The organism is Endozoicomonas numazuensis, from assembly GCF_000722635.1.
GTDB lineage: Bacteria > Pseudomonadota > Gammaproteobacteria > Pseudomonadales > Endozoicomonadaceae > Endozoicomonas_A > Endozoicomonas_A numazuensis.
Genome location: NZ_JOKH01000001.1, coordinates 1,206,426 through 1,230,135 on the forward strand (window position 1 = coordinate 1,206,426; position 23,710 = coordinate 1,230,135).

Annotated in this window: 18 protein-coding genes; 11 read left to right on the forward strand and 7 right to left on the reverse strand. The window is 47.5% G+C overall.

Features of this window, described 5'->3' with window-relative positions:
• Nucleotides 1–654: 654 nt before the first annotated feature.
• Nucleotides 655–777 carry a hypothetical protein gene (locus GZ78_RS30605; RefSeq protein ID WP_269078735.1) on the reverse strand — a complete coding sequence of 41 codons (123 nt, stop codon included), beginning with the start codon at nucleotides 775–777 and terminating at the stop codon, nucleotides 655–657.
• Nucleotides 778–954: 177 nt separating this feature from the next.
• On the opposite strand from GZ78_RS30605, the gene pgm reads away from it, so the two are divergent.
• The gene (gene pgm, locus GZ78_RS05310; RefSeq protein ID WP_034833325.1) at nucleotides 955–2,592 is read left to right on the forward strand and encodes a phosphoglucomutase (alpha-D-glucose-1,6-bisphosphate-dependent); all 1,638 of its coding nucleotides are present in this window, start codon (nucleotides 955–957) and stop codon (nucleotides 2,590–2,592) included.
• Nucleotides 2,593–2,684: 92 nt separating this feature from the next.
• Nucleotides 2,685–4,901 carry a 1,4-alpha-glucan branching protein GlgB gene (gene glgB / locus GZ78_RS05315; protein WP_051785838.1) on the forward strand — a complete coding sequence of 739 codons (2,217 nt, stop codon included), beginning with the start codon at nucleotides 2,685–2,687 and terminating at the stop codon, nucleotides 4,899–4,901.
• A 20-nt stretch (nucleotides 4,902–4,921) separates the two neighbouring features.
• Here the strand turns inward: glgB and GZ78_RS05320 are convergent, their stop codons facing one another.
• The 3 genes from GZ78_RS05320 to GZ78_RS05330 all read right to left on the reverse strand — a co-directional run bounded on the left by GZ78_RS05320 (nucleotide 4,922) and on the right by GZ78_RS05330 (nucleotide 7,473).
• Nucleotides 4,922–5,554, reverse strand: a complete 633-nt coding sequence (locus tag GZ78_RS05320) for a DUF2726 domain-containing protein (RefSeq protein ID WP_034833326.1) — start codon at nucleotides 5,552–5,554, stop codon at nucleotides 4,922–4,924.
• Between the two features lie 179 nt (nucleotides 5,555–5,733).
• Nucleotides 5,734–6,213: an amino acid permease gene (locus GZ78_RS05325; RefSeq protein WP_034833327.1), complete on the reverse strand. Its 480-nt coding sequence runs from the start codon at nucleotides 6,211–6,213 to the stop codon at nucleotides 5,734–5,736.
• A gap of 222 nt (nucleotides 6,214–6,435) precedes the next feature.
• Complete coding sequence (locus GZ78_RS05330) at nucleotides 6,436–7,473, reverse strand: AraC family transcriptional regulator (RefSeq protein WP_034833328.1); 1,038 nt, start codon at nucleotides 7,471–7,473, stop codon at nucleotides 6,436–6,438.
• A gap of 105 nt (nucleotides 7,474–7,578) precedes the next feature.
• Between GZ78_RS05330 and GZ78_RS05335 the strand changes: the two genes are divergently transcribed.
• The 8 genes from GZ78_RS05335 (at nucleotide 7,579) to GZ78_RS05370 (ending at nucleotide 18,781) form a co-directional block, all read left to right on the forward strand.
• Nucleotides 7,579–7,974 carry an MBL fold metallo-hydrolase gene (locus GZ78_RS05335; RefSeq protein ID WP_152558560.1) on the forward strand — a complete coding sequence of 132 codons (396 nt, stop codon included), beginning with the start codon at nucleotides 7,579–7,581 and terminating at the stop codon, nucleotides 7,972–7,974.
• A gap of 61 nt (nucleotides 7,975–8,035) precedes the next feature.
• Nucleotides 8,036–8,470 carry an IS200/IS605 family transposase gene (gene tnpA / locus GZ78_RS05340; RefSeq protein ID WP_034834234.1) on the forward strand — a complete coding sequence of 145 codons (435 nt, stop codon included), beginning with the start codon at nucleotides 8,036–8,038 and terminating at the stop codon, nucleotides 8,468–8,470.
• Between the two features lie 320 nt (nucleotides 8,471–8,790).
• Nucleotides 8,791–10,116: a group II intron reverse transcriptase/maturase gene (gene ltrA / locus GZ78_RS05345; protein ID WP_201772652.1), complete on the forward strand. Its 1,326-nt coding sequence runs from the start codon at nucleotides 8,791–8,793 to the stop codon at nucleotides 10,114–10,116.
• Between the two features lie 33 nt (nucleotides 10,117–10,149).
• Complete coding sequence (locus GZ78_RS05350; RefSeq protein ID WP_081869680.1) at nucleotides 10,150–11,619, forward strand: alkyl sulfatase dimerization domain-containing protein; 1,470 nt, start codon at nucleotides 10,150–10,152, stop codon at nucleotides 11,617–11,619.
• 113 nt (nucleotides 11,620–11,732) lie between these two features.
• Nucleotides 11,733–13,622: a DUF1302 domain-containing protein gene (locus tag GZ78_RS05355; RefSeq protein WP_161787310.1), complete on the forward strand. Its 1,890-nt coding sequence runs from the start codon at nucleotides 11,733–11,735 to the stop codon at nucleotides 13,620–13,622.
• A gap of 159 nt (nucleotides 13,623–13,781) precedes the next feature.
• The gene (locus GZ78_RS05360) at nucleotides 13,782–15,140 is read left to right on the forward strand and encodes a DUF1329 domain-containing protein (RefSeq protein WP_034833332.1); all 1,359 of its coding nucleotides are present in this window, start codon (nucleotides 13,782–13,784) and stop codon (nucleotides 15,138–15,140) included.
• Nucleotides 15,141–15,202: 62 nt separating this feature from the next.
• Nucleotides 15,203–17,077 (forward strand): PQQ-binding-like beta-propeller repeat protein, encoded by a 1,875-nt coding sequence (locus tag GZ78_RS05365; RefSeq protein ID WP_051785841.1) that lies wholly within the window; start codon nucleotides 15,203–15,205, stop codon nucleotides 17,075–17,077.
• A 48-nt stretch (nucleotides 17,078–17,125) separates the two neighbouring features.
• The gene (locus GZ78_RS05370) at nucleotides 17,126–18,781 is read left to right on the forward strand and encodes a GMC family oxidoreductase (protein WP_034833334.1); all 1,656 of its coding nucleotides are present in this window, start codon (nucleotides 17,126–17,128) and stop codon (nucleotides 18,779–18,781) included.
• A gap of 437 nt (nucleotides 18,782–19,218) precedes the next feature.
• On the opposite strand, the gene GZ78_RS05375 is transcribed toward GZ78_RS05370, so the two are convergent.
• The 3 genes from GZ78_RS05375 to GZ78_RS05385 form a co-directional block, all read right to left on the reverse strand.
• A complete protein-coding gene (locus GZ78_RS05375; RefSeq protein ID WP_330217598.1) occupies nucleotides 19,219–19,515 on the reverse strand; it encodes a cold shock domain-containing protein in 297 nt (98 codons plus the stop codon).
• A 277-nt stretch (nucleotides 19,516–19,792) separates the two neighbouring features.
• A complete protein-coding gene (locus GZ78_RS05380; RefSeq protein WP_081869682.1) occupies nucleotides 19,793–20,833 on the reverse strand; it encodes a sulfurtransferase in 1,041 nt (346 codons plus the stop codon).
• A complete protein-coding gene (locus GZ78_RS05385) occupies nucleotides 20,743–21,888 on the reverse strand; it encodes an FAD-dependent oxidoreductase (protein ID WP_034833335.1) in 1,146 nt (381 codons plus the stop codon). Before GZ78_RS05385 ends, GZ78_RS05380 begins: the two co-directional genes overlap by 91 nt.
• Before the next feature lie 504 nt (nucleotides 21,889–22,392).
• Here GZ78_RS05385 and GZ78_RS05390 point away from each other — a divergent pair.
• Nucleotides 22,393–23,709, forward strand: a complete 1,317-nt coding sequence (locus GZ78_RS05390; protein ID WP_161787312.1) for an amino acid permease — start codon at nucleotides 22,393–22,395, stop codon at nucleotides 23,707–23,709.
• The last annotated feature ends 1 nt before the right edge of the window (nucleotide 23,710 follow it).

Sequence of the window (23,710 nt, forward strand, 5' to 3'; positions counted from 1 at the left end):
AGTAAGAGCTGGATATTCCGGAAGGATTAGAGAGGGTGCAGCAGGACAGTTATCTTGATCGGAGACTATCAGAACTGGAATCAGCGCCAGACTTGCTGGTGTTGTTACGATGGGGGGGAGCAGAGCAAAGTTAGAGACGAGATGATTGTTAAAGGTAAGTCAAAGCTGGCACGGCTGCTTTGCTCAGATTTGCTCTCAAAAGTTTACCTCTCGGAAAATTGTGATCACTTGGGTGATGAATGCTGCAGGCTTTTCACGAAGAAAAATACTGGCAGTGTTGTCTATCAAAGTGAGCAGGAAAAGCTGGCTGGAAAGGTCAGATCCAAGCTCATTTCAACGATTGAAAAGGTCCAGATAGCAGCAGAAAAAGAGCCTTGTAAGAAAGTTTCAGTAGCCTCGAAACCTGCTGTTCTTACCTGAAAGTTTATTATCAGCAACCCATTGACCAATACTTAAAAGATTTGTTGGAGAAGCATCTGTCTGATAAGGACATTATCAGACAGGTGGCCAGTGATTACGCACCTGAGGATATGCTTTGTAGAGAGCGGCTGACCGGGGCGGGGAAAAGAAAAAAATAGCAGAATACAGGACTGAATCTTAGCGCCAAATTTGGGTTATTATCCGCTGAATCCAGAGCTGAGTGGCTCTAGGCAGTCAATGAAGCTTGGGAGAGAAAGGAAAAGCCTGCCTGGCCAGAGTCTGAGCCTGTTCAAGACAAAGCGACTCTTGAACAGGGCGACCTGTATTCCTGAAACCACTCTCTATAAAGCTTTTCATGAAGGAATCGTTTATGGAATGACAGACAAAGCATTTCTGGGACGTCTGCATGAGGATATAATAGTGGTATTCCGACACTGCCTTTTTATATAAGGGCGGGTAACGTAAGCCTTACTGTTTTCTGATCTGGAGCGATTTTTGCTTTATGCTTCAGGGTCACTTACTCAGGAATTCTGCATGCATCCTCAAGCCGGTAAAGTCGCTACAGACGACATGCTGACCAATATTCCCCGTCTGGTCAGCGACTATTACGCTATTCAGCCAGACCCTTCCGTGTCTTCTCAGCGAGTCCAGTTTGGTACTTCAGGGCATAGGGGTTCATCTTTCAAGGCCACCTTTAACGAAGCTCACATTGTTGCCATTACTCAGTCTATTTGTGAATACCGACTTGAGCACAATATTACCGGACCTATGTTCGTCGGTATGGATACCCACGCCCTGTCTGAACCTGCATTGATCAGTGCCATTCAGGTTCTGGCGGCGAACGGTATTAATGTTCGAATACAGGAAGGCAGAGGCTATACACCGACTCCGGTGATTTCTCACGCTATCGTTTCTTATAATCGGGATCATCAGGACAAGGCAGACGGCGTCGTCATCACGCCTTCTCATAATCCACCTGAAGACGGCGGCTTCAAGTACAACCCTCCCCACGGTGGTCCGGCAGGTACCGAGGTGACTAACTGGGTTCAGGATCGCGCCAATGAATTGATTGGTCAGGGGCTGGAAGGCGTTAAACAGTGGTCGCTTAATGAGGCGATGGCATCCCGGTTTATCTCTGAATACGACTACATTACGCCTTATGTTGATGATCTGGAAAATGTGATTGATATGGAGGCTATTCGTAAGGCGGGTATCAAGATTGGAGTGGACCCGCTCGGTGGTTCAGGCTTGCATTATTGGGAACCCATTGCCAAGCGTTATGGGTTGGATATTGAGCTGGTTAGCAAGAGGATTGATCCTACTTTCTCTTTTATGCACGTCGATAAAGACGGCAAGATTCGTATGGATTGTTCTTCAGCCTATGCCATGGCGGGTCTGATTGAATTGAAAGACCGCTTTGATATTGCCTTTGGTAACGATCCTGACTTTGACCGTCATGGTATTGTGACTCGTGAGCATGGACTGCTGAATCCCAATCATTATCTGGCAGTAGCGATTAATTACCTCTATAGCCATCGCGAGAGTTGGCCATCGGATGCCAAAATAGGCAAGACTCTGGTGTCCAGTGCCATGATTGATCATGTTGCGAAAGGGCTGGGCAGAGAAGTTGCAGAAGTGCCTGTCGGATTCAAATGGTTTGTTGATGGTCTGGCGACTGGAGAACTCGCCTTTGGTGGTGAAGAAAGTGCAGGTGCTGCATTCCTTCGTCGAGATGGCACCACCTGGTGTACAGACAAGGATGGTTTCATTCTGGCTCTTCTTGCCGCTGAGATCATAGCTGTTACTGGCAAAGATCCGGGTGAGCATTACCAGGAGCTGACCGAAAAATATGGTGCTCCGGTTTATGAACGACTGCAGGCGCCGGCTTCGGATGAACAGAAGAAAGTGCTGTCAGCCATGAATCCTTCCATGGTTAAAGCCGATACTCTGGCGGGGGATCCCATTACCGCCAAGTTAACCCATGCTCCGGCAAACGGTGCTGCCATTGGTGGCCTTAAAGTCGTCACGGATAAAGGCTGGTTTGCAGCCAGACCGTCCGGCACTGAAGCTGTTTATAAGATCTATACTGAAAGCTTTGTGAGTCTCGATCACCTTAGGCAGATTCAGGAAGAAGCGAAAGCAATGGTTTCTGAAGTTTTTGCTGACGGCTAAGCATTTTCCATGCTGTTCCCTCATCCCCTTTCTTTCATCTATGGAGGGAAGGGAGGTGTCACCTGCTTCAATAAATCTAGAATCTGATATCTATGACTATAGCTGTTCAACCATCATCTGTTAGATCAGGGTTTGAGTTTGATCGTGAGCAAGAGCTGCTGCATACGCATTGCGCCATTCCTTTCAGTTTCCTGGGCTTGCATGGCCACCCATCCGGTAAAGGTTTGGTTTTAAGAGTCTGGCGTCCAGATGCCTTTAGAGTGGATGTTTCAGAATATCCTACGGGTAAGCTAATGGGTTCGATGAGGAAGTCTGACTCAGGGGGGTTTGAGTTATCTTTTCCTCGTCGTCGAAAGCATTTTAATTATCAGTTGTCTGTTTATTTGGAAGGGGGGGGGCATCAAAAAATCTATGACCCCTACCAATTTGGTGAATATGTTCTGAAGGAAGAAGGCATAGACTTTGATGCTCTTTACCGTCATCAAGGAGCTCAGCTTCAGCAGCATAGTTTCAACGCCCGACGCCATGTTCAGGGAGTGTTATTCAGGGTCTATGCGCCCAATGCCCGTTCAGTCAGTGTGGTCGGTGACTTTAATCAGTGGGATGGCCGTCTGCATCCAATGGCCAGTGCGGATGATGGAATCTGGCGACTGTTTATTCCTGAACTGGATGAAGGAGCGCTTTATAAATATGAAATTCATGATGCCCAGGGTAACTGTTTACCACTGAAAGCAGACCCCTTTGGCCGTTTTTCAGAGCAATGGCCAGGGTTGGCTTCTATTGTTCATGATGAGAAGAAATATCAATGGCAGGATAAAGGCTGGCTGGACACCAGAGGTCAGTTATACGACAAACCTATGTCTATTTATGAGGTGCATCCGGGTTCCTGGCAGAGATCACCAGAGAGTGAACCACTGGACTATAGAGCGTTGGCGAAAAAGCTGATTCCCTATGTCAAAAAGATGGGTTTCACTCATATCGAACTGATGCCGGTTGCAGAGCATCCTCTTTATGAATCCTGGGGATATCAGACCATTGGCATGTTTGCCCCTACCAGTCGTTACGGCAGTCCCGACGATTTCAAATACTTTGTGGATCGATGCCACCAGGCGGGCATTGGTATCATTCTGGATTGGGTGCCGGCTCATTTCCCGAATGACGATCATGGTCTGGCAAAGTTTGATGGCACTGCGCTTTACGAACATCCCGACTCCAGAAGGGGCTGGCATCCGGATTGGAAAACCTGCATTTATGACTTTGGCCGTCCCTGGGTTCAGGACTTCCTGATCAGCAGTGCTCTTTACTGGCTGGATGAGTTCCATATTGATGGGCTGAGGGTCGATGCGGTCGCCTCGATGCTTTACCTGGATTACTCAAGAAATGATGGTGAGTGGGAACCCAATATCCAGGGTGGCAATGAAAACCTTGAAGCTATTTCATTCCTGAAAAGGTTGAATCAGACCCTTTATGAGCGTTTTCCAACGGCCATGACGATTGCTGAAGAATCCACCAGTTTTCCAGGGGTGTCCCGACCTGTGTACGACAATGGATTAGGGTTTGGTTATAAGTGGAATATGGGGTGGATGCATGACTCTCTTGAGTATATGAAAGAGGAAACCATTAACAGAAAGTACCATCATGACAAGATTACATTCAGTACCGTCTATGCCTGGAGTGAGAACTTTGTTTTATCTCTGTCACACGATGAAGTGGTTTATGGCAAAGGTACCTTGCTGACCCGTATGCCGGGTGATGACTGGCAAAAGTTTGCCAACCTTCGAACTTATCTTACCTTTATGTATACCCACCCCGGCAAAAAGTTGCTGTTCATGGGGGGAGAGTTCGGCAGCTGGCATGAATGGAATCACGATAAGGGACTGGACTGGGAGCTGGTGGAAGACAGTCAGTCTCTCAATGCAGGTATTCAGAAGCTCACTCGCAAACTGAACAAGCTTTATCAGACTTGTCCGGAACTTTATGAGCTGGATTGTTCAGAGTCGGGCTTTCAATGGCTGGTTTCAGATGACCGGGATCAGAGTGTACTGGCTTATGTGCGGTTTGATTCAGAAGGGCACTCTTTAGTCGTCATTCATAATATGACGACAAACGTCAGGCATGGCTATACATTCGGCGTTCCAGTAGCAGGAAAGTACAAGCTGTTGCTGAATTCGGATACAAAAGAGTTTGGGGGTAGTGGTGTAGCACCGGGTAAAGGAATTGAAACAGTTCATAAAACCAATCACGGATTTGAGCAGAGCCTTTCTTTGACTCTGCCGCCATTAGCTTCTTTGGTGCTTAAGCCTGTTTAATGCTCTTAAATGGTGCAAAGTTAGACCAGCTTTGCACCCTTGCATTGGGGGTAATTGATGCAAACCCAGCAATCTCTGCCCGCATGCTGGCCTTTTTTAACATGAGTGAGTTTCATTTCTGAGTGGCATTTAGGGCAGCTGGGGTCGTCAGATTCACTGATCTGGCTTTGTTGTTCTTGAACAGGTGGTTCGAAGTCATTGATGCCACAAGCTGAGAAAATCTCTTTTTTCAGGCTGGGGACATCGCGATAGGGTTTTTTATCGTACTCCAGTACAGATATTCCAGCCTTGTTGCAGAGCTCTCTGAGCGGGTCATTAGCCTGACCTTTTCTGTTGGGGAGATCCAGCAGAACCACACAGAGTACGTCCATCTCCCGGCGATGACAGATCACAAAATCAAAGCACTGGTTTTTGAACTTCTTCAGACTGCCTGAGCCCTGCAGCACTTCATTGACCGGCATCCTTGGAAAGACGCTCAGATGGCTACGAACCGCCATATCGAGTTGCCCCAGAAACGCACGATATTCCGGAGAGAATAGAGGGTCCCTGCATTCCAGGTTCTGGCTTCTCATTCTGAGCCAGAGTAACAGGACCAGTATGATCACCAGAAGAGATATGGCTGCGGGAATAAACAGAGGATGATCCAGGCTCACTGCTCCACCTTATACTTGTTCTTCGAAAAGCTGACTATTTGCACTTCAATCAATGGGCTGTCAGGTACCAGCTATAAGCTAAATAAGCATAGATTGAAGACTGAGCTCGGCTTTACTTGTTAGTTTCACTGGACGCGTATTGTGACACAGTTATGGCAGTCTGCCAGTGAAAATTGCAGTCAGGTATTGGTTCTGCTTTGAAAGTTACCTCTTAGTAGACTTTCAATGATCAGCATCATGATCAGTGAACCTGTCAGAGTCATGAGCCCTGCAGGTCTTAGCAGGTCATCCAGTCGGCCATTGGGCATCAGCAGAATACTCATAGCCCAGAGGAGAAAGAGAATGCCGCAGCCAGTCAGGAGATAGAGAAACCAGACTGGACCCGGAATATGAAAGGGTCTGGGCTGTTGAGGTTCAGTGGCTCTTAGTTTCAGAAAGGCCAGAAACATGGGGATATAGGGGAGCATCATGATCAGAACACTGAAAGAAAAAACCTCCCAGAACAACTCATCGCTGGAAGAAGTTGTCAGGGCATAGATGGCTACGATGAGTGTCGCCAGAAAGCCTGAAATACAGTTAGCGCCTACCGGTGCCTCGTTATGATTGCTGCGAGCTAATAAGGCCGCTAGTTCTCCTTTCTCAGCTGCAGCTCTGGCCATAGGGCAGAACGAATCCCACTAATATCACAGGCCACCAGAATAGCGAGGTAGGGCCGATGGCAGCCACTGCTGTCAGGGTATCCAGAGTTGTTATGGCACAGACTGTGAACAGTGTGAGGTGCCAGGGGCCGAGACGCTGCTGCAAATATAAAACTCCACTCAGATCAGGCTCGGGTAAGGATAGGAAAGGATAAAAAGGTGTGCAGGAATATTAAAAAATAACTATTTCTGTTTTTGTAGAAGTTGCCCCTCCCGATACTTTTTTGGGGTTTCTCCCGTCCATCGCTTGAAGGCTCTGCTAAAGCTGCTGGAATCATGGAAGCCCAGTTCGAGGGCAATTCGCGTTAAAGGTTTGTCAGGTTGACTGATTTCGGACAATGCCCTTTTCATTCGTGTCTCGTCCAGCAATTCTCTGAAAGAGGTGTTTTCTGCCTGAAGTTTTCTATGAAGATTGCGCGGACTCATATTAAGTAACTGGGCCACAGCTTCCAGGGTTGGCTCACCAGCAATCAGCATGTGTGTGATGTGCCCTCTGACCCTGGGTAAAAAGTCCCGACTCATTCCTTCCAGATAACGGCTGAGGATTTCCTTATTGGCATTGGCAATATCAGCACTGGCTGTAGGGATTGTGTATTCAAGAATTTCCCGGTGAAAGCTCAGTCGAAGAAAATCAGAGTCAAAACGGATCGGGCAGGATAGTTTGCTGGTCCAGGGTGTTGGATCTTCCGGAGTGGGTCTGGGTAAAGCCACGTAATGCACCTGAGACAGGGAAACGTTCAGATTTTTGGTCATGCGCATCAGGGTTACACCGGCAAAAGCATCCATGGCTTCATGACTGGGAGCGGGGAGATGATCCGGCACGCGATAGAGCAGTTCAACAGAGTGATCAGTTTCCTGCATTTCTACGGTAACCGCTGTACTGATCACAGCAGAATAACGGGCAATAAACTCCAGGGCTTCGCGAATGTTTGCACTGGTTTGAACGACATAACTGAAAGCAAACAGATGGCTGGTGTTGACATGATCCATGACGGAAAGGCCGATAGCTGGATTGCCTGTTTCCCGGACAGCCGCTTTCCAGAGAAGCGTCATACTGTCGACCGGAATTCGGCTGCCAGCAAGTTTCAGCAGATCAGAATCGATACCTGCTTCTTCCAGCATGGCTTCTACAGGGCAGCCTTGTTTTCGCAGTGTTTCCACCAGGGGTAGTGCCCAACTGCTCAGGGTAGAGGCGCTGTCCCTTCTCTCAACGATTGTCATTTCAGGTCAATTTGTTGGCAGTTTAAGTCCGGTAATGTCTTGGTTGCTGGCTATATCATGAGTTCACACGAAAAAGAACACAATAAGAAACTCGTGAGGAAACGAATGGCCAAGGCAGCAAGCAGTATTTACGTTCTGGCACTGACAGCAGCTCTGGCGGGATGCAGCGCTATCCCGAAAGAGAAAGAACAAACTCCCTCAATACAAGCAACCGCCAGTGTTCACCCTGAGCTGAAAGCACACTCCTATGAGTTTGAGCGAAAAGTTTATGAGGTAACTGACGGTGTTCATGTAGCCGTTGGGTACGGTCTGGCTAACTCCATCATGATAGAGGGTGATGATGGCATTATTATTGTTGATGTTATGGAGAGCAAGGAAGCGGCTGAGAAGGTGATGGCAGAGTTCAGAAAAATCACCGACAAACCAGTCAAGGCTTTAATGCATCGTGAAAATCCACGTCCTATGGACGTGGTCATGAATGGTTGGCTCCGCCTGCCATGAACTACCCATGCTACTCCTTATCTCTGAGTTGTCCCCACAACTACTAGAGATAGGAAGTAACATGAGTAGATTTGAGAAGTTAACGCATGTCATCTGGCATTGCCAATACCACATAGTTTGGGTACCAAAGTATCGGTTTCGTGTCTTAATCGGAGCTGTAAAAGCTGATGTTCACAACAGCATTCAGGTATTTTGTAGTCAGCTTGGTTGTACGGTAGTTGAGCTGAACATCCAAAATGACCATGTACATTTGCTGGTGAAGGTACCTCCGAAGGTTTCGATTTCAACGCTTTTGGGAACGGTGAAGGGTCGTACGGCTCTGAGGCTGTTTTCGAAATTCCCGTATTTGAAGAAGAGGCCATATTGGGGCAATCACTTTTGGGCTAAGGGATATTGTGTTGATACCGTTGGTGTTGATGCAGAAATGATACGCAAATATGTGAAGTATCAGGAGAAAAGAGAGCGTCTCCAGCAGGAGATAGATTTCAGGAAATAATTTTCAATCTTGGGACAACTCTCACCAGCCTTCTCTGAAGGCTGGCGGTATTAGCCCCCTTTTAGGGGGCATAAAGCAAAACCACGTTCTATGAACGTGGATCATTTACGTGTGCCGAGCATGTCACACAGCTTGGGGGTGAAAGTCCCCTGTCCAGCCAGATGAGGGCGAAGGACTAGCGAAGCACAAGGTTTGTATCGTGAGGTGCAGGCTNATAGTAGCTGGCGAATGTCAGTGAAGGCCTGAACGGTACAGAGTGGTGAATAGTTTCTGTTATTCGATACACCGGACGCAGACAAATCCAGCAAACACTGGAACTCATGCCAAGTGGTCACGGCGGAACCGGAGGCTGCGACGTTATGAGGGCTGAGGTTGTGTCGGCATCACAGGATTACGAAAGCCCGGCAAGCGATACAGGCTTGATGGCACGTATCGCCCACCCCAATAATCTGAAGAAAGCCTTTCAGCGAGTAAAACGCAACAAAGGAGCGGCAGGCATTGACCGCATGACAGTGGAAGACCTGTTCACGTATTTACAAGGGCATGGTCGTCAACTGAGGCAGTGTTTGAGCAGAGGGTTGTGGAAACCCACTCCAGTAAGAAGAGTTCTGATTCCCAAGCCGGACGGAGGAGAGCGAAAGTTGGGTATACCAACAGCTCTTGATCGAATGGTGCAGCAGGCAATACAACAAGTATTGCAGGCAGAGTGGGAGCCAAGGTTCTCGGCTTACAGCTACGGATTTGGGCCCTATAGGTCTGCACATCAGGCTATCAGTCAGGCTCAGTTGTATATGAAGGATGGTTACAACTGGGTGGTGGATATTGATTTGTCGAAGTTTTTCGACCGGGTCAACCATGATCGACTGATGGCAAAGTTGGCAGAGCATATAGAGGACAAGGATGTATTGCGTTTGATTCGTCGATTCCTGAAGTCCGGAGTGATGGAAAACGGGCTGGTAAAACCGCAAGCGGAGGGTGTGCCACAGGGAGGTCCCCTGTCTCCTGTACTTTCAAACATAGTATTGGACGAACTTGACAGAACGCTCGAAAATCGAGGTCTGCGATTTGTTCGGTACGCTGACGACTGTCGTGTGTTTGTTAAAAGTAAGAAGGCAGGGGAAAGGGTGATGGCCAGTCTGGTCAAGCTGATCGAGGGTAAAATGAAACTGAAAGTCAATCACACAAAGAGCGCGGTTGATCGGGCATGGAAGCGCCCCTTTCTGGGGTACAGTTTTACCCGAGACGGCAGGAAAACCCTTGCGACAAAGAGTGGCAAGCGCTTCAAGGATAAAATCAGACAGCTAACCCGAAAGGGAGGTCGATCCCTTGAGCAGAGGCTGGAAGGACTCAACAGGTACTTGCAGGGATGGAAGAACTACTTCCGAGAAGTAGAAACCCGCACAGAGTTTGAACACTTTGACTGTTGGATAAGAAGGCGGTTGCGAAGTCTGCTCTGGTATCAATGGAAGAGAAGCCCAAAGCGGTACAAGGAACTGCGAAAGCAGGGAATCAGTGACAAACTGACAAGGCAAACGGTAGCTTCAGGAAAAGGACATTGGCGAGTGAGCCGGAGTCCTGCGTTACACATGGCGCTACCCAATAGTTGGTTTGATAAGTTAGGTTTAATCAGATTGTTGGCCGCTTAACTGGCCGAAACGCCCAGTACGGACCCGTATGCTGTGGTGTTGTGGGAGGAGCGTAGCCGTGAGGCTACGCCCTATCCCGATTTTTATACCCATAACCATGCCGATCATATTCTTGGTGGAAGAGGTTTTGTGCCTGATGGGGATATTGATGTTTATGCCCATGAAAGCACCGACAGCTACATCAACCGTGTGATCAATAAGCTGCGCCCCATCATCACAGACAGAAGCAGTCGTATGTTTGGCAACCAGCTGGTTAAAGGGGATCTGGGTCTTGTTAATGCCGGTATCGGCCCTGTGCTGAATGCCGGACATGGTGGTGGGACACCAACCCTGATTCGTCCCAACAAAACTTTTTCTGAAACCCTGAAAGTGACTGTCTCAGGCGTTAAGATCCGTTTGATCCATGCTCCTGGGGAAACCAACGACCAGCTGTTTGTCTATCTTCCGGATAAGCAGGTTGTTATGCCCGGAGACAACATCTACAAGGCTTTTCCCAACCTCTACACTATTCGCGGCACACTTTATCGAGATCCGGTCGCCTGGGCTAAAAGTCTGGATAAGATGCGCGACCTCAATCCTCAATACCTGGTACCCAGTCATACCCGTCCTATCTCGGGACGTAATGAAGTGGCTGGTGTTTTAACTGCTTACCGGGATGCCATTCAGTTCGTTCATGACCAGACACTCAGGGGGATGAACAAGGGCATGACTGAAGATCAGCTGGTGGAGTCTGTGAAACTGCCAGAACAGCTGGTTGAGCATCCTTATCTTCAGGAGTTTTACGGGTCCGTTGAGTGGTCTGTCCGCAGCATATTCAATGGCTATCTTGGTTGGTTTGACGGAGATGCAGCGACCCTTTCCAGAGCAACAGAAGAAGAGAGAGGTAAGGGAATGCTGGATCTTCTGGGAGAGGAAAAGTTGTTGAGTGCTGCCCGTGAAGCGATAGACAGAGATCAGAATCGCTGGGCGCTGGAACTGGTCAACTATCAGCTGTTTGTTGAGCCCGATCATACAGAGGCAAAAGCTTTGAAAGCAGAGGCGATGCGCAACATTGCCCATGCCACCATCAACCCAAATGGTCGGAACTATTACCTTTCCCAGGCTCAGGAGCTTGAAGGGAGTTCACCAGAAGTAAAAGAGCTGGATGAAGCGACTTTGGAACTCCTGAAAACCTTTCCTGCTTCCAACTTTGTAGAAGCTATGACCGTGGCTCTGGATACCGAGAAAAGTCAGGGTATTGATAAACGATTGTCGTTTGATTTCACCGATGTGAATGAACAGTTCACCCTGCATGTTCGCAATAGTATCGCCGAGTTCAAACAGGAAGATGATCCTGATGCAGAGATTCGCATTGCTGTCACCAAAGGTGACTGGATAGAGCTGGTCACTGGTAAGAAAGGCTTTGCTGGATCTCTGGCAAAAGGCGACTTGTCTGTGGAGGGAGGAGTCACCAGCCTGCCGTCACTGATTGGCTTTCTGTCGATGTTTGATCCGGTGAAATAACGATTTCGGGAGAGAAACCGAGTCTGAGAGCGAGGGCAAAGGTCATCACCTTTGCTTGGACAATGTGAAGAAGAATCACCCAGAAAACAATAACTAGAATAAGCGGGATTCGTGTGAATAGATTATTTCCTGACTTCAAAGTGAACAGGCTTGCTTTGTCTGTGTCCGTTCTTTCCATCTCCTGTCTGTCATCAGGTATCACTCAGGCCAAATTATTTGAGTGGTTCGATGGTGAGGTGACCGGTTCAATCAATACGACTGTCAGTGCCGGAGTGAGTATCAGCACAGCCAATGCTGACAGTCATCTGTATTCCTATAATGCTGGCTCAGATCCACAGGGCAAGGCGGGGTCAGGAGCGGGTCCCAATGCGGACAATGGTCGCCTCAATTTTAAAAAAGGTGATGTGATTTCCAACCCCTATAAAGGGCTGACCGAATTGTCACTGGAGTATCAGAATGTGGGCTTCAAAGGCAGTGTGAAGTACTGGTACGACCATATTCTGGAAACTAAAAATGGTCGTTACACTAACTTTGATGACGACGGTTTCCATGATCTGGCCAAGTTCAAGGGAATAGAATTACTGGAAGCTTATGGTTGGGCAGAGCTGGATGTGGCAGAAAAACCTCTCGATGTCAGAGTGGGCAAGCAAGTTCTGAACTGGGGTGAAAGCACCTTTATGCAGAACGGCATTAATGCCATAAATCCGCTGGATGCTGCTGCTTTTAATCGACCCGGGGTTGAGCTAAAAGAAGGTCTTCTTCCCGTTGAACTGGTATACGGAAGTTTGGGGGTCAGCAACAATCTGACGCTGGAAGCTTTTTATCAGTTCAAGTGGCGTCCTACGGTCATGGACGGTTGTGGAACTTTCTTTGCCACCACGGATGCTATCCAGCCTGGTTGTAGTCCCATTTATACCTCTCCCGTTCTTCCTGAAAACAATCAGCTGCATGGCGGTGGAGTTATACCGGCAGGATCTCACACCACAATCCAGCGAGCAGCGGACCAAGTGCCAGGTGATAGTGGGCAATGGGGTGTATCTCTGAAGTATTTTGCAGAAAACCTGAACAGTACTGAGTTTGGTTTTTACTTCATGAATTACCACAGTCGTTTGCCCTATCTGAATGCGATCGCGGCTAATCCTGCTAACAGGGCTTTTGGTTCACCCACCGACTCTGCCGACTTCTTTACGGGTCAGGTTCATCCGACCTTTGGGTCTGTGTTTATTGAAGGTGCTCAGTACAGTGCGGTTTACCCGGAAGATATCCGCTTGTATGGCATCAGCTTCAATACCAGTTTTGACAGTGGCTGGTCCATGAGTGGAGAGATTTCCCATCGCCCTAATCTGCCTATCCAAATCAATGTTAACGACATTCTGACCACTTCTCTAGGGCAGGGAACAAGCCCATATGAACAATCCGTTCTTAATGGTTTGGGACCAGAGGATTACGGCAAGGAGCTGCAAGGCTACGTGCGTAAGCCGGTGACTCAGGCGCAGTTAACATTGACCAATTCTTTTCCACAGGTTTTGGGTGCTTCAGAGTTGATGGTAGTGGGCGAAGCTGCCTGGGTTCATGTAGCGGATCTGGAGAGTAAGGATGATATCCGCTACGGACGCATCGCTGCGTTGGGCCCCGGAACACCCGTGAGTGGTGGAGAGTGCTCTGCATTGCCACAAGTTACAGAAAAGTTTTGTACCAATGAGGGCTTTACCACCCGAAACAGTTGGGGCTACCGGCTAGCTGCCGCACTCTCTTACAGCAATATCTTTCCGGTAGTAACTCTACATCCTGGTCTGTCCTTCAGGCATGACGTCAGTGGCTATGGACCGCAGCCTGTGACCAGCCTCTCAGAAGGTCAGATGTCTGTTAGTGCTTCATTGAAAGCCCGCTATTTGGACAAGTTCGAGGCCACAGTGGCTTACACCAATAATTTCGGGGATGACAAATACAGCATCATCAATGACCGGGATTTTCTGTCATTGAGTATCAGCAGCAGCTTCTGATTGAACAATATACAGCCATGAGCGGGAAATGCGGCTCACCCTGAAACATGAAAATGGCTACAGGGGCTGATAGAGCTGCATTTCATAATAAATAGCTTAACCGCTTCGTACGACAGAGGCCTGATCTGTCGTTGTTGTCAAAATGATTACGGAAAAAAAATGATAAAAGAAATTCGTAACATAAAAGCCGTAGCCCTGGGACTGCTTATGGTCAGCCCAGTTTTACTGGCCAAGGTGGATCTACAAACAGCCGCTCAACTGGGGAAAAGTCTTACACCCATTGGTGCAGAGAAAAATGCCAGCAGTAATGGTCTGATTCCTGAGTGGACAGGAGGTCTGCCCGTTGACCAGGGTGTGATGAACAAGAAAGGAGAGATTGAAGATCCATTTACCACCGATAAACCAGTACTGACGATCACTCATCAAAATGCAGAGCAGTACAAGGATCGATTGAGCAAGGGGCAGCTGGCGACTCTGAAACGGTATCCGGACACTTATAAAATGGTGATTTACCCCACCCGAAGAACAGCTGCTTATCCACAAGACGTTTATCGGGAAACTATAGCCAATGCAACTCAGGTTGAAAGTGCCTCAGGAGGGAATGGACTGAGCCACTACCGTTTTGGGGTGCCTTTTCCGATTCCACACAATGGTAAGGAAGTGATCTGGAATCATATCACCCGATATCGCAGTTCCGGTGTGGCGATTAAATCCAGCCAGGTCATGGTAAGACCGGGTGGGCAGTTCATGGAAGTCACCAATGATACCGAGTTGGTTTATGCCCAGGGGATTAAAGAATTTCATGCAGAAGACAATATTCTGTACTTGTACAAATCGAAAGTAATGTCTCCAAGCCGTCAGGCAGGAGAAGTTTTACTGGTTCATGAGTCTCTGGACCAGGTGGCTGAACCCAGAAAGGCATGGAAATATCTACCTGGACAGCGCCGTGTAAGAAGGGCTCCTATTGTTGCTTATGATAATCCCGGTCGGAACTCTGATAATGGCAGGACCGCTGATGATTTGGATATGTTCAATGGAGCCATGGATCGTTATGAGTGGAAGCTCATTGGCAAGAAAGCCATCTACATTCCCTACAACAGCTATCGTCTCTATGACAAGTCTGCCTCTATAAAAGACATTGCAACACCGGGTCATCTCAACCCTGATAGGATTCGTTATGAGCTGCATCGTGTCTGGGTTGTAGAAGCAACCCTGAAAGAAGGGCAAAGACACGTTTATGCCAAGCGCACTTTCTATATCGATGAAGACACCTGGCAGATTTCAGTCGCGGATCTTTATGACAATCGCGGTGAGTTTTGGCGTCTTTCTCAGTCCTATCACTTGCAGTACAACCCTGACAGTGTGCCCTGGGTAGCCGGTGATTCTATCTATGACCTGATTTCCGGTCGCTATGTAGCATCCGGTTTAACCAATAGTTTCAGTGAGCCTGTTCGTTTTAATCTGGCTTCCAGTAAAGCTGATTTTACCCCGCCAGCCATTCGTCGCTGGGGACGATAAGCCGGAATGGTTTTGGTTGTAACGTTTGTTGTTTAAACAAGACTCGATAAAGAGATAGGCGTATGAAAAAACTGCTGCTGACGGGGTTGGCTTTGGGGATAGTAGGTGTTGGGACATTAACTCTGATGAAAAGTCCCAGACAATATCAGGAAGTTACTGCAAACAGTTGGAAGCCGGATGGTCCTCGAAAGGTTGTTCCTGAACATCCAGTGCTGGGCATTAACGACACTTTTCGATCATTACACGGTTCAACACGAAACTCGGATGAGGTACTGACTGCTGTCTCTCCAGAGGTTGAGCTGGATTGGTTGGTTGAGGAAAACATGTTCATCACAGAAGGTCCTTCTATTGATCGGCAGGGCAACCTTTATTTCAGCCCTGTCACTCCTATTGGTGAAGAGGTCGTGTTGGTTTCGCTGGATGGCCAGACCGGTGAACGACGTTGGGCAATTGATGGTTACAGCCAGGGAGGTGGAACACCGTTGGTACTGGAAGACCCCGATCGACCGGGTGAGCAGATCATCTATCTGACACTGTATGAAAGAGCTTTGGCTGTCAAAACGACAGGTGAGGTGATTTGGGATGTCAGCACGGGTTTTAAGAAAACCGTTGATTCAGTGACAGGTTATGAGAACAGTCATAACTTTGGCGCCAGTTACTTACCCCAGGCAGACGCTATTGTCAGTGTGGTCATGGACGGTGCTTTAATGATGCTGGATCGAGAAACGGGTCAAAACATTTTGAAGGAGTCGTTTACGGTTCCAGGGGCTCCTGCCAAGTCTGCTGAGGCACTGAATTTGCCTGACTGGATCAAGAACAGGGCAGATAAAGCTCTGGCTGAGAAGGTGGGTGAAGATCCTGAACACGGAGGTCGGTTTAGCCGGGTGGCAGATATTGTTTCGGGTGGCGGGGTGATAGTGGCAAATTATTTTTCCATCGATCCAGCTACAGGAAGAATGTTTATTGCTGCCACAGCCCCTGACTCTGAAGACGGTCATCAGGACGGTTTCTCTGAGAATGGAGCAGTTTATGCTCTGGATACTGTTAATGACGGTGGTAGCTGGCAGGTGGAGATCGCAGCTAAGGCCTATTTTGATGGCGGGACGGGGTCTACTCCAGCGCTGAGTGCTGACGGCCAGAAAATGTATACCTCGGATGAGAAGGGAAACATTCTGGCTTATGACCGGGATCTGAATTTAATTTGGAAGCATCCGGTTGGAGAGCAGATCATCGCTTCTATATCAGTTGCATCAGAAAATAATGAGTTGTTTGTCAGTACAGCCAGCAGTCTTCACAAAGTATACGATTGTGGTCGTTTTGCTGAAGCAGGTTGGTCAGCCAGTCTTGATATGTATCCTGAAGCTTTTGGCAGTCAGAATCTCAACTTGCTTACAGCAACTATTGCAGCGAACGGCATCGCCATGATGGCTGGCAATGGCTTCCTGACAGAAAAAGGGCAGCCTATGCCATTGACCTCGGGTGTGGGTCTGCTGGATCGGGAGACTGGAGAAGTGAAAGGGTATACCCGTGGTGTGGAGGAGTCAGTGGCAACAACGATCACAGGCCCTGATGGCAGCTTTTATGTGGCTCACTCTCCAGTTCGAAGAGCTGTGACAAGGGCTTTGTTAGGACCTGCTGTCGATGAACTTATTGGCGGTATTGCACGTTATAAACCTGTTGATAAATATAAATTTGGTCGAGAGATTCTGTGTTCAGCCGCATTGCGTACTGATAATGCCATAAAGTATCTGGAAGAAGCGCCGGACTCGGCAAGGGAAGACTTGAAACATACCCGTGTTTTGCTCAGACAAGCTATGAAAATGGATGAATCTCTGGTATTAGAAGAGTTGCAAGAGCTCTTTGATGGTCAGTTACCAGATCAGAAACATCAACTGAAGGCTGTTGCAGATCACTTAAGAGCGTCTTGCAGTACCTGACATAACAGCTATGAGCTGAATAAATATAAAAATAACAAAGTGACTTATATGACAGAGTTCGACTACATCATTGTGGGAGGTGGCTCTGCGGGCTGCGTCCTGGCCAACCGCCTGTCTGAGAATCCTGAACATAATGTCTGCCTGGTAGAAGCAGGAGGCAGTGACAAGTCTCCATTGATTTACACGCCTGCCGGATCGGCAATCACTGTACCTCATGGCATGCATAACTGGCAGCTAAACGCCCTGGCTCAGTCCACTATGAATAACCGGGATATTTATTGTCCCCGGGGTAAAACCTTGGGGGGCAGTAGTTCCATCAATGCCATGCTCTATATCCGGGGCCAAAAGCAGGATTATGATCAATGGGCAGATCTGGGTAATGAAGGCTGGTCTTTTGATGAAGTGTTGCCCTATTTTCGCAAAGCACAGAATCAGGAAAGAGGGGCCTCGGATTTTCATGGTGTGGGTGGTCCGCTGAATGTTGCTGATCCCAGAAGTCAGCACTGTTTAAGTGAGGCTTTTATCAAAGGGGCTGTGGAAACCGGTGAAAAAGAGAACCCAGATTTTAACGGTGCTGAGCAAGAAGGCGTTGGCTGGTATCAGGTCACTCAAAAAGGAGGTCAGAGGTGTAGCTCAGCGGCTGCTTATCTGCACCCTGTTATGGATAGGCCTAATCTGACGGTCATGACGGGCAGTCATACTGCCAGGGTTCTTTTGAACGGTAAAAAGGCAATTGGGATTGAAATTGTTCGGGGTGTAGCCCGAAGAAAGCTCTTCGCCCGAAAAGAGGTCATCCTTTCTGCCGGCGCTTTCGGTTCTCCCCAGGTTATGCTGCTTTCTGGTATTGGTGCCAGGGATAAACTGGAACCTCACAAGATTGAATGTTTACATGAACTGTCTGGAGTGGGCGAAAATCTTCAGGAGCACCCAGATGTTCTGGTGGTCGCCAATGATAAAACAGCGTCATCAGTGGCTTTTGCCAGACCTCTTGGAGTGGCCAGAGGTATCAGGGATGTTGTGAAATACATGTGTAAAAAAGAAGGCTTTCTGACCAGCAGTCTTGCAGAGTCCGGAGGATTTATAAAATCCTCACCGGAAGTGGAAAGACCTGATCTGCAACTTCATTTCATTCCTGCGGCCATGGAAGATCATGGTCGGAAGCTCTCAAGAAATCTCCAGTACGGGTTTACGATTCATGTCTGTGTCCTGCGACCTGAGAGCCGTGGTCGTGTATTTCTGCAAAGTGCATTGCCCACGGATGATCCCGGTATTGAACTGAACCTTCTGGCAAAACAGGCTGATATGGACTGCCTGATCCGGGGGGTAAAGAAAGTAAGGAAGATTATCCAGTCGTCTGAACTATCTCGATATGCAGGAGAGGAGTACCTGCCAGGAGCAAATGTCGAGGGGGATGACAGTCTTGAGTCTTATATAAGAAATAATGCCAATCACATCTATCACCCAGTTGGCACCTGCAAGATGGGCGTGGGAGAGTTAGCGGTGGTCGACACACGACTGAGAGTGCATGGGCTGGATGGGTTGAGAGTGGTGGACGCTTCTATCATGCCAACCCTGATTAGTGGAAACACTAATGCGCCGGCGATTATGATTGCTGAGAAAGCCGCTGATATGATTCTTGCTGACCAAGGGCTAAAAAAAGTTCAAGATTCAGCCGTTTTTATGACAGAAGAGATTGCTGTCTGAGATTTCAATCAATACCTTATACTCCAGACTCTATGTCTGGTGCATAAGGAAAAACAATGCATTTTGATGAGTGACACGGATGGCACTTATCAAAACACAGCATTTTTCTTCCCTGTCAATTTGATTAGTAGATCGTAAATTGAACGGTTTTATTTATTATAAAATACAGCGGTATCAGATCCTGTAGCCATTTTCATGTGTCAGGATTAGCCGCATTTCCAGCTCATGGCTGCTTATACCCAAATAAGAAGCAATACGGGTTTAAAAAAGTCAGACCCTAAAAAGGAGAGACTTTCCGGCCCCCAGTATCTGCGGCTTTAATTAAAAAGACGCATCCCGTTCCAAACCATTATCAGACGTATGTCACCCGTTTTCTTTGACAAGGCAAAGTCGGGTGACATTATCCCTTAGCTCAGACACTAGACTGACATTAACTGTCAGGCTGGCAGGGATTCTTCCTGGGAGGTTTGTGTGCTTTGGCCTGCGCCTTCTCCACCACCAGGAATGACACGAGTGGCTATTAGCCCTTTGGGTCCCTGGCCAATTTCAAATTGCACAAGCTGTCCGGCTTTTAGGGTTTTGAAACCGTCCATTTCAATAACGGAGTAATGTATGAGTACGTCTTGATTTTCAGTGGCTTCTTGGGCTTGGATGAACCCATATCCCTTGGGATTGTTAAACCACTTCACTGTACCTTCCAGCATAGCTTCCATTTCCTTCTTGGTCGCTTCCATACAGCGCGATTCCTACATTGTTTACATTGAAGGAACTGCCGGGAAACTGCAACCCTTGTTGTTTTATTTTTAGTCACATTTTTTATTCTGTGTCGTCCGTGTCACAGAGCTCTTTCTTGGTGATGTCTTCTCGGCTTGAAAGTTCTCATGCCAATAGTACAGCCTACATTTCCATATAGAGCTAAACCTATTATAAGACCATCTTGCCGCGAGATAACAGCCTATTTTTATTTTCGGGAATAGTTACCACACTATTTTTGTGAATTAATTTTATTGCTCACGATTTCTGGGGTTTATTGGGTTTTTCAGGAGGGCCTTTTATAGTGGGTAACTCTTTGATCCAGGACCATTCAATCCAGGAACCGTCGTAATTTCTTATCTTTTTGTATCCAAGTATTTCTGTAAGAACAAATAAGGTGTGGGCTGAACGGACGCCTGACTGACAATACAGAATAATTTCTTTATCAGGAGTGATACCCGCTGTGTGAAACAAACGACTTAATTGCTCTCTGTCGAGAAATCCATTGGCATTAACGGTCAGTTTGTATTCAAACCAGAGACTGCCGGGTATTCGTCCACGACGATGAGCTCCTGATTTTCTGGTGAGTCCGGAGTATTCATTCAGGTCTCTGACATCGACAAGAATGGCATTTTCTTTTTTCTGTATGGACTTGACCTGCTCCAGCTCAGCAAGCCATTGTGGATGGGGTTCACCGGTAAACTGGTAATTAGAACGTTTGGGGGGGTTGGGGGATTTAAAGTTAAGTTTTTTCTTCTGCTTTTCCCAGGCCGTCAAACCACCATTCAGGATAGAGACCTGATCATGACCATAGAGCTTGAGTAACCACCAGAGACGGGCTGCATCCATACCCTGTTGGTCATCATAAAGGATTATCTCAGTTGTCGAGGTAGCGCCCAGTCGGCTTAATAGTCGAGACAGCTTCTGTTCGCTGGCTCTCATTCCAGAGTATGGGTAATCATTTTCATCGGCCTGAAAAGCAGGGCGCCAGACGTTATGAGCACCCGGTACGTGCCCCAGCATATAACTAACCCTGGGACGTACATCCAGAATTAGCAGGTTGGCAGGGTGCCGGATTCTGTTTTCAAGGTCATTAATGCTGACCAGAGCACTGGAGTGTACTGAGCCTGACATTAAAACAGACAACAGTATAAGTAAAAGAGACAGTGCTTTCTTCTGAGCTGAACACATCCCGAAAAAGTACGGTTTTAGTCGGTTCCATTGAGTTTTATAGAACCCGGTTCTGGCAGAGGAAACTGTGCCATAAAGCGTCGATCGATCCAGTCTTTCCACAGCCATACCAAACGTCCCCTGGCTCTGAACCAGCCTCTTGATGCAATTGCCTGATCACCCGCACAGCTTAGCAGAGAAAGAAATCTGCTTTGGGGGCAGAAGGGTTCTAACGGTTTTTCTTCCAGCATGAGATTGATATTTCTAAACAGGGCTGGAGCCTGTCGTACCGCATACACTCCGGATTTAGCCAGCCTGGAGTGAGTGAGCTCGGCGATATCTCCACAGGCGAAAACATTGTCATGGCTGATAGATTGCAGCATTGGATTTACCTGGATAAAGCCCTGTGGACTGGTGGCCAGTTGGCTTTCAGAGGGCCAGGTGGCTGGAGTGGCCGGTGTGGCAAGTATCAGGGCATCATAGTGCAGGCTTTCGTTCTGGTCGCTGAATAGGGTGTTATCTTTAACGGCGTTAACCCGAAAATTATTGTGGATGGCTATTTTTTTTCGTTCAATTTCCTCTGCCGCCATTTTCTGAACTTCGACAGGGTGGCCAGCCAGAATGCCGCGAGCAGTGACAATATGTACTTTCAGTTGGGGAAAGCACCGAAAACGGTGATGGAGAGCCATGGCAACTTCAACACCTGCTGCTCCGGCGCCAATAATGAATAGATTGAAACGATCGTTCCTTTTTATCTGCTCAGGCAATGGTTGATTCAACCAGGATAGAAAAGGTCGGATAGGTTTTATACTGATACAGTCTGTTGCCTCAATCACCCGTGACTGGGTTGAACCCGTATTAATAGAGAGAATGTCATAATGGAGCCGGTCGCCATTCTCAAACACCAGCTCATTCGCATCCGTATCCACATTGGACAGAGTTGCTTTAATGAATGTGCATTTTGATTGTTTTGCCAGGGACTCCAGATCAATATGAGATTGCTCGGCCGTATATTGACCCGAAATAACACCTGGAAGCATGCCTGAATAAGGTGTGTAACGACTGGCCGAAACCAATATGAAATGAGCGGGAGGTACTTTTGCCTGCTGAAGTTTTTTCAAAAACAGTGCATGAGTGTGACCACCTCCCGCTAATACGACCGTGGGCTGAATCTTGTTGCTCATAACAGTGTCTCAATCATGGGGTTACCGTTTTAAAACCATCAGATCTTGAAATATTAAACCGTAAAAAATTCTAAGCTTATGCCATTGTTATATTCGATGAGTTTGCGCATACATGCGGATCATTCTAACTCTTTAAAAAAGAACAAACGTTTGATCTGTTTATTCTCCTGTATTCAGGTTAGCAATCAATAATTTATTTTATCGTTAGCTACTCCGACGGAGCTTTAAAAATACGGACATTTATTAACATCCGTAAAATCTTTAGGAAGATGTCATAGTCTAAACTGTCATAACTTTAGAGCACGGTTAAATTTGCAATATTAAGGAATAGATACCCAGCTAATCGAAGGAATAACAGTGCTGTTTCGAGATAAAAACAAAAAACTTTTCATTGGCATGACTCTCTACTATGGAAAAATTTTTAGCTTTGCTCATGTTCATAGTAGAGGTTGATGCAAAATATTTTCTTAGCTCATAGCTGTTATGACAGAGGGTGTGCCTTTGGTGTCTGGAAAGTTATCCCTGTTACCGCTGACCATGCTGGTAACTGGAAATATGATGGGTGCCGGTATCTTTCTGTTGCCATCATCTCTGGCCAGTTATGGTTCGATCACTCTTCTGGGCTGGATTGTTACGGTTATCGGCTCTGTGTTTTTATCCCTGGTTTTTGTTCGTCTGGGAGCTGACTGCAAGCAGGGGGCTGGTCTCTATGCATTTACTCAAGCGGGACTGGGACGTTATGTAGGTTCGCAGGTTGTTTATGGTTACTGGGCCGCTACCTGGATTGGCAACATCGCAGTAGCACTCAGTGGGGTGGGGTACCTCAGCTATTTTTTTCCGGTACTCAATGGTCCCTGGGAAACTACATTTGCTGCCATTGGTGTGATCTGGATCCTCAGTCTTATTAATCTAACGGATATCCGTCTTATTGGTCGGCTCCAGATCGTGACGACTTGTTGCATGCTGGTTCCCGTTGTCATAGTTAGTACTTTGGGCTGGAGTCAGTTTGAGGCTGATAATATCACCCGTGCTTTTAATGTTACCGGGCAGCCAAGTCGTCATGTGCTGTCTGAATCAGTCACATTAACTTTGTGGTCCTTCATTGGTTTGGAGTCGGCCTGTAACCTTGCCGGACATGCCAGAAATCCAAGATGGGATGTGCCCTGTGCCACGTTGTTAGGGACATTACTCGCTGCACTTTTCTACATACTCAGTACGACCGCTATGATGGGTGTCGTACCTAATGAAGTCTTGCAAAGCAGCGCTGCTCCTTTCTCTGTAACTGCCCGTTATCTTCTGGGGGACTGGGCTGGTGAAATGGTCAGTGTCATGGCCGTCATTGCCTGTTTCGGCAGTTTGAATGGCTGGATTCTCATGCATTCTCAGGTCGCTCGGGCGGCGTCTTCAGACGGATTATTACCCAGAGCTTTCGGGGTCTTGAATCGTTATGGCTCACCCTGGAAAGGACTGTTGATTACAGGCATTTTAATGTCAGCATTAATTTTGCTTACAGTCGAACCCACAATACAAAAGCATTTTGAGTTTATTGTATTCATTGCTGTTTATATTATGTTGTTGGCCTATTTTTGCGCCTGTTTGTCTTGTTTTCAGATTCAGCGAAGAAAACCCGGGGGGCTTTCGGCAGGCTGGTTCATGGTTATTCTGGTATCGGCCTGTTATTGTCTTCTGGGTATTAATGGTGCGGGATATACGGTGTTCTTCTATGGTACTGTGCTGCTCATTCTTGGGAGCTCAATCTACTGGTACCAGCATCGGGGCAATAAAAAGCCGGATCCCCTGAAGGACCCGGCTCATGGTTAAA

Bases quoted from the DNA above. Each gene is read 5' to 3' on its own strand.
- pgm (WP_034833325.1), top strand. From the start codon at position 955: ATGCATCCTCAAGCCGGTAAAGTCGCTACAGACGACATGCTGACCAAT.
- GZ78_RS05380 (WP_081869682.1), bottom strand. From the start codon at position 20,833: ATGGCTGTGGAAAGACTGGATCGATCGACGCTTTATGGCACAGTTTCC.
- ltrA (WP_201772652.1), top strand. From the start codon at position 8,791: ATGCCAAGTGGTCACGGCGGAACCGGAGGCTGCGACGTTATGAGGGCT.
- GZ78_RS05335 (WP_152558560.1), top strand. From the start codon at position 7,579: ATGGCCAAGGCAGCAAGCAGTATTTACGTTCTGGCACTGACAGCAGCT.
- GZ78_RS05375 (WP_330217598.1), bottom strand. From the start codon at position 19,515: ATGGAAGCGACCAAGAAGGAAATGGAAGCTATGCTGGAAGGTACAGTG.
- GZ78_RS05360 (WP_034833332.1), top strand. From the start codon at position 13,782: ATGATAAAAGAAATTCGTAACATAAAAGCCGTAGCCCTGGGACTGCTT.
- GZ78_RS05330 (WP_034833328.1), bottom strand. From the start codon at position 7,473: ATGACAATCGTTGAGAGAAGGGACAGCGCCTCTACCCTGAGCAGTTGG.
- GZ78_RS30605 (WP_269078735.1), bottom strand. From the start codon at position 777: ATGAAAAGCTTTATAGAGAGTGGTTTCAGGAATACAGGTCGCCCTGTT.
- glgB (WP_051785838.1), top strand. From the start codon at position 2,685: ATGACTATAGCTGTTCAACCATCATCTGTTAGATCAGGGTTTGAGTTT.
- GZ78_RS05365 (WP_051785841.1), top strand. From the start codon at position 15,203: ATGAAAAAACTGCTGCTGACGGGGTTGGCTTTGGGGATAGTAGGTGTT.
- GZ78_RS05325 (WP_034833327.1), bottom strand. From the start codon at position 6,213: ATGGCCAGAGCTGCAGCTGAGAAAGGAGAACTAGCGGCCTTATTAGCT.
- GZ78_RS05385 (WP_034833335.1), bottom strand. From the start codon at position 21,888: ATGAGCAACAAGATTCAGCCCACGGTCGTATTAGCGGGAGGTGGTCAC.
- tnpA (WP_034834234.1), top strand. From the start codon at position 8,036: ATGAGTAGATTTGAGAAGTTAACGCATGTCATCTGGCATTGCCAATAC.
- GZ78_RS05370 (WP_034833334.1), top strand. From the start codon at position 17,126: ATGACAGAGTTCGACTACATCATTGTGGGAGGTGGCTCTGCGGGCTGC.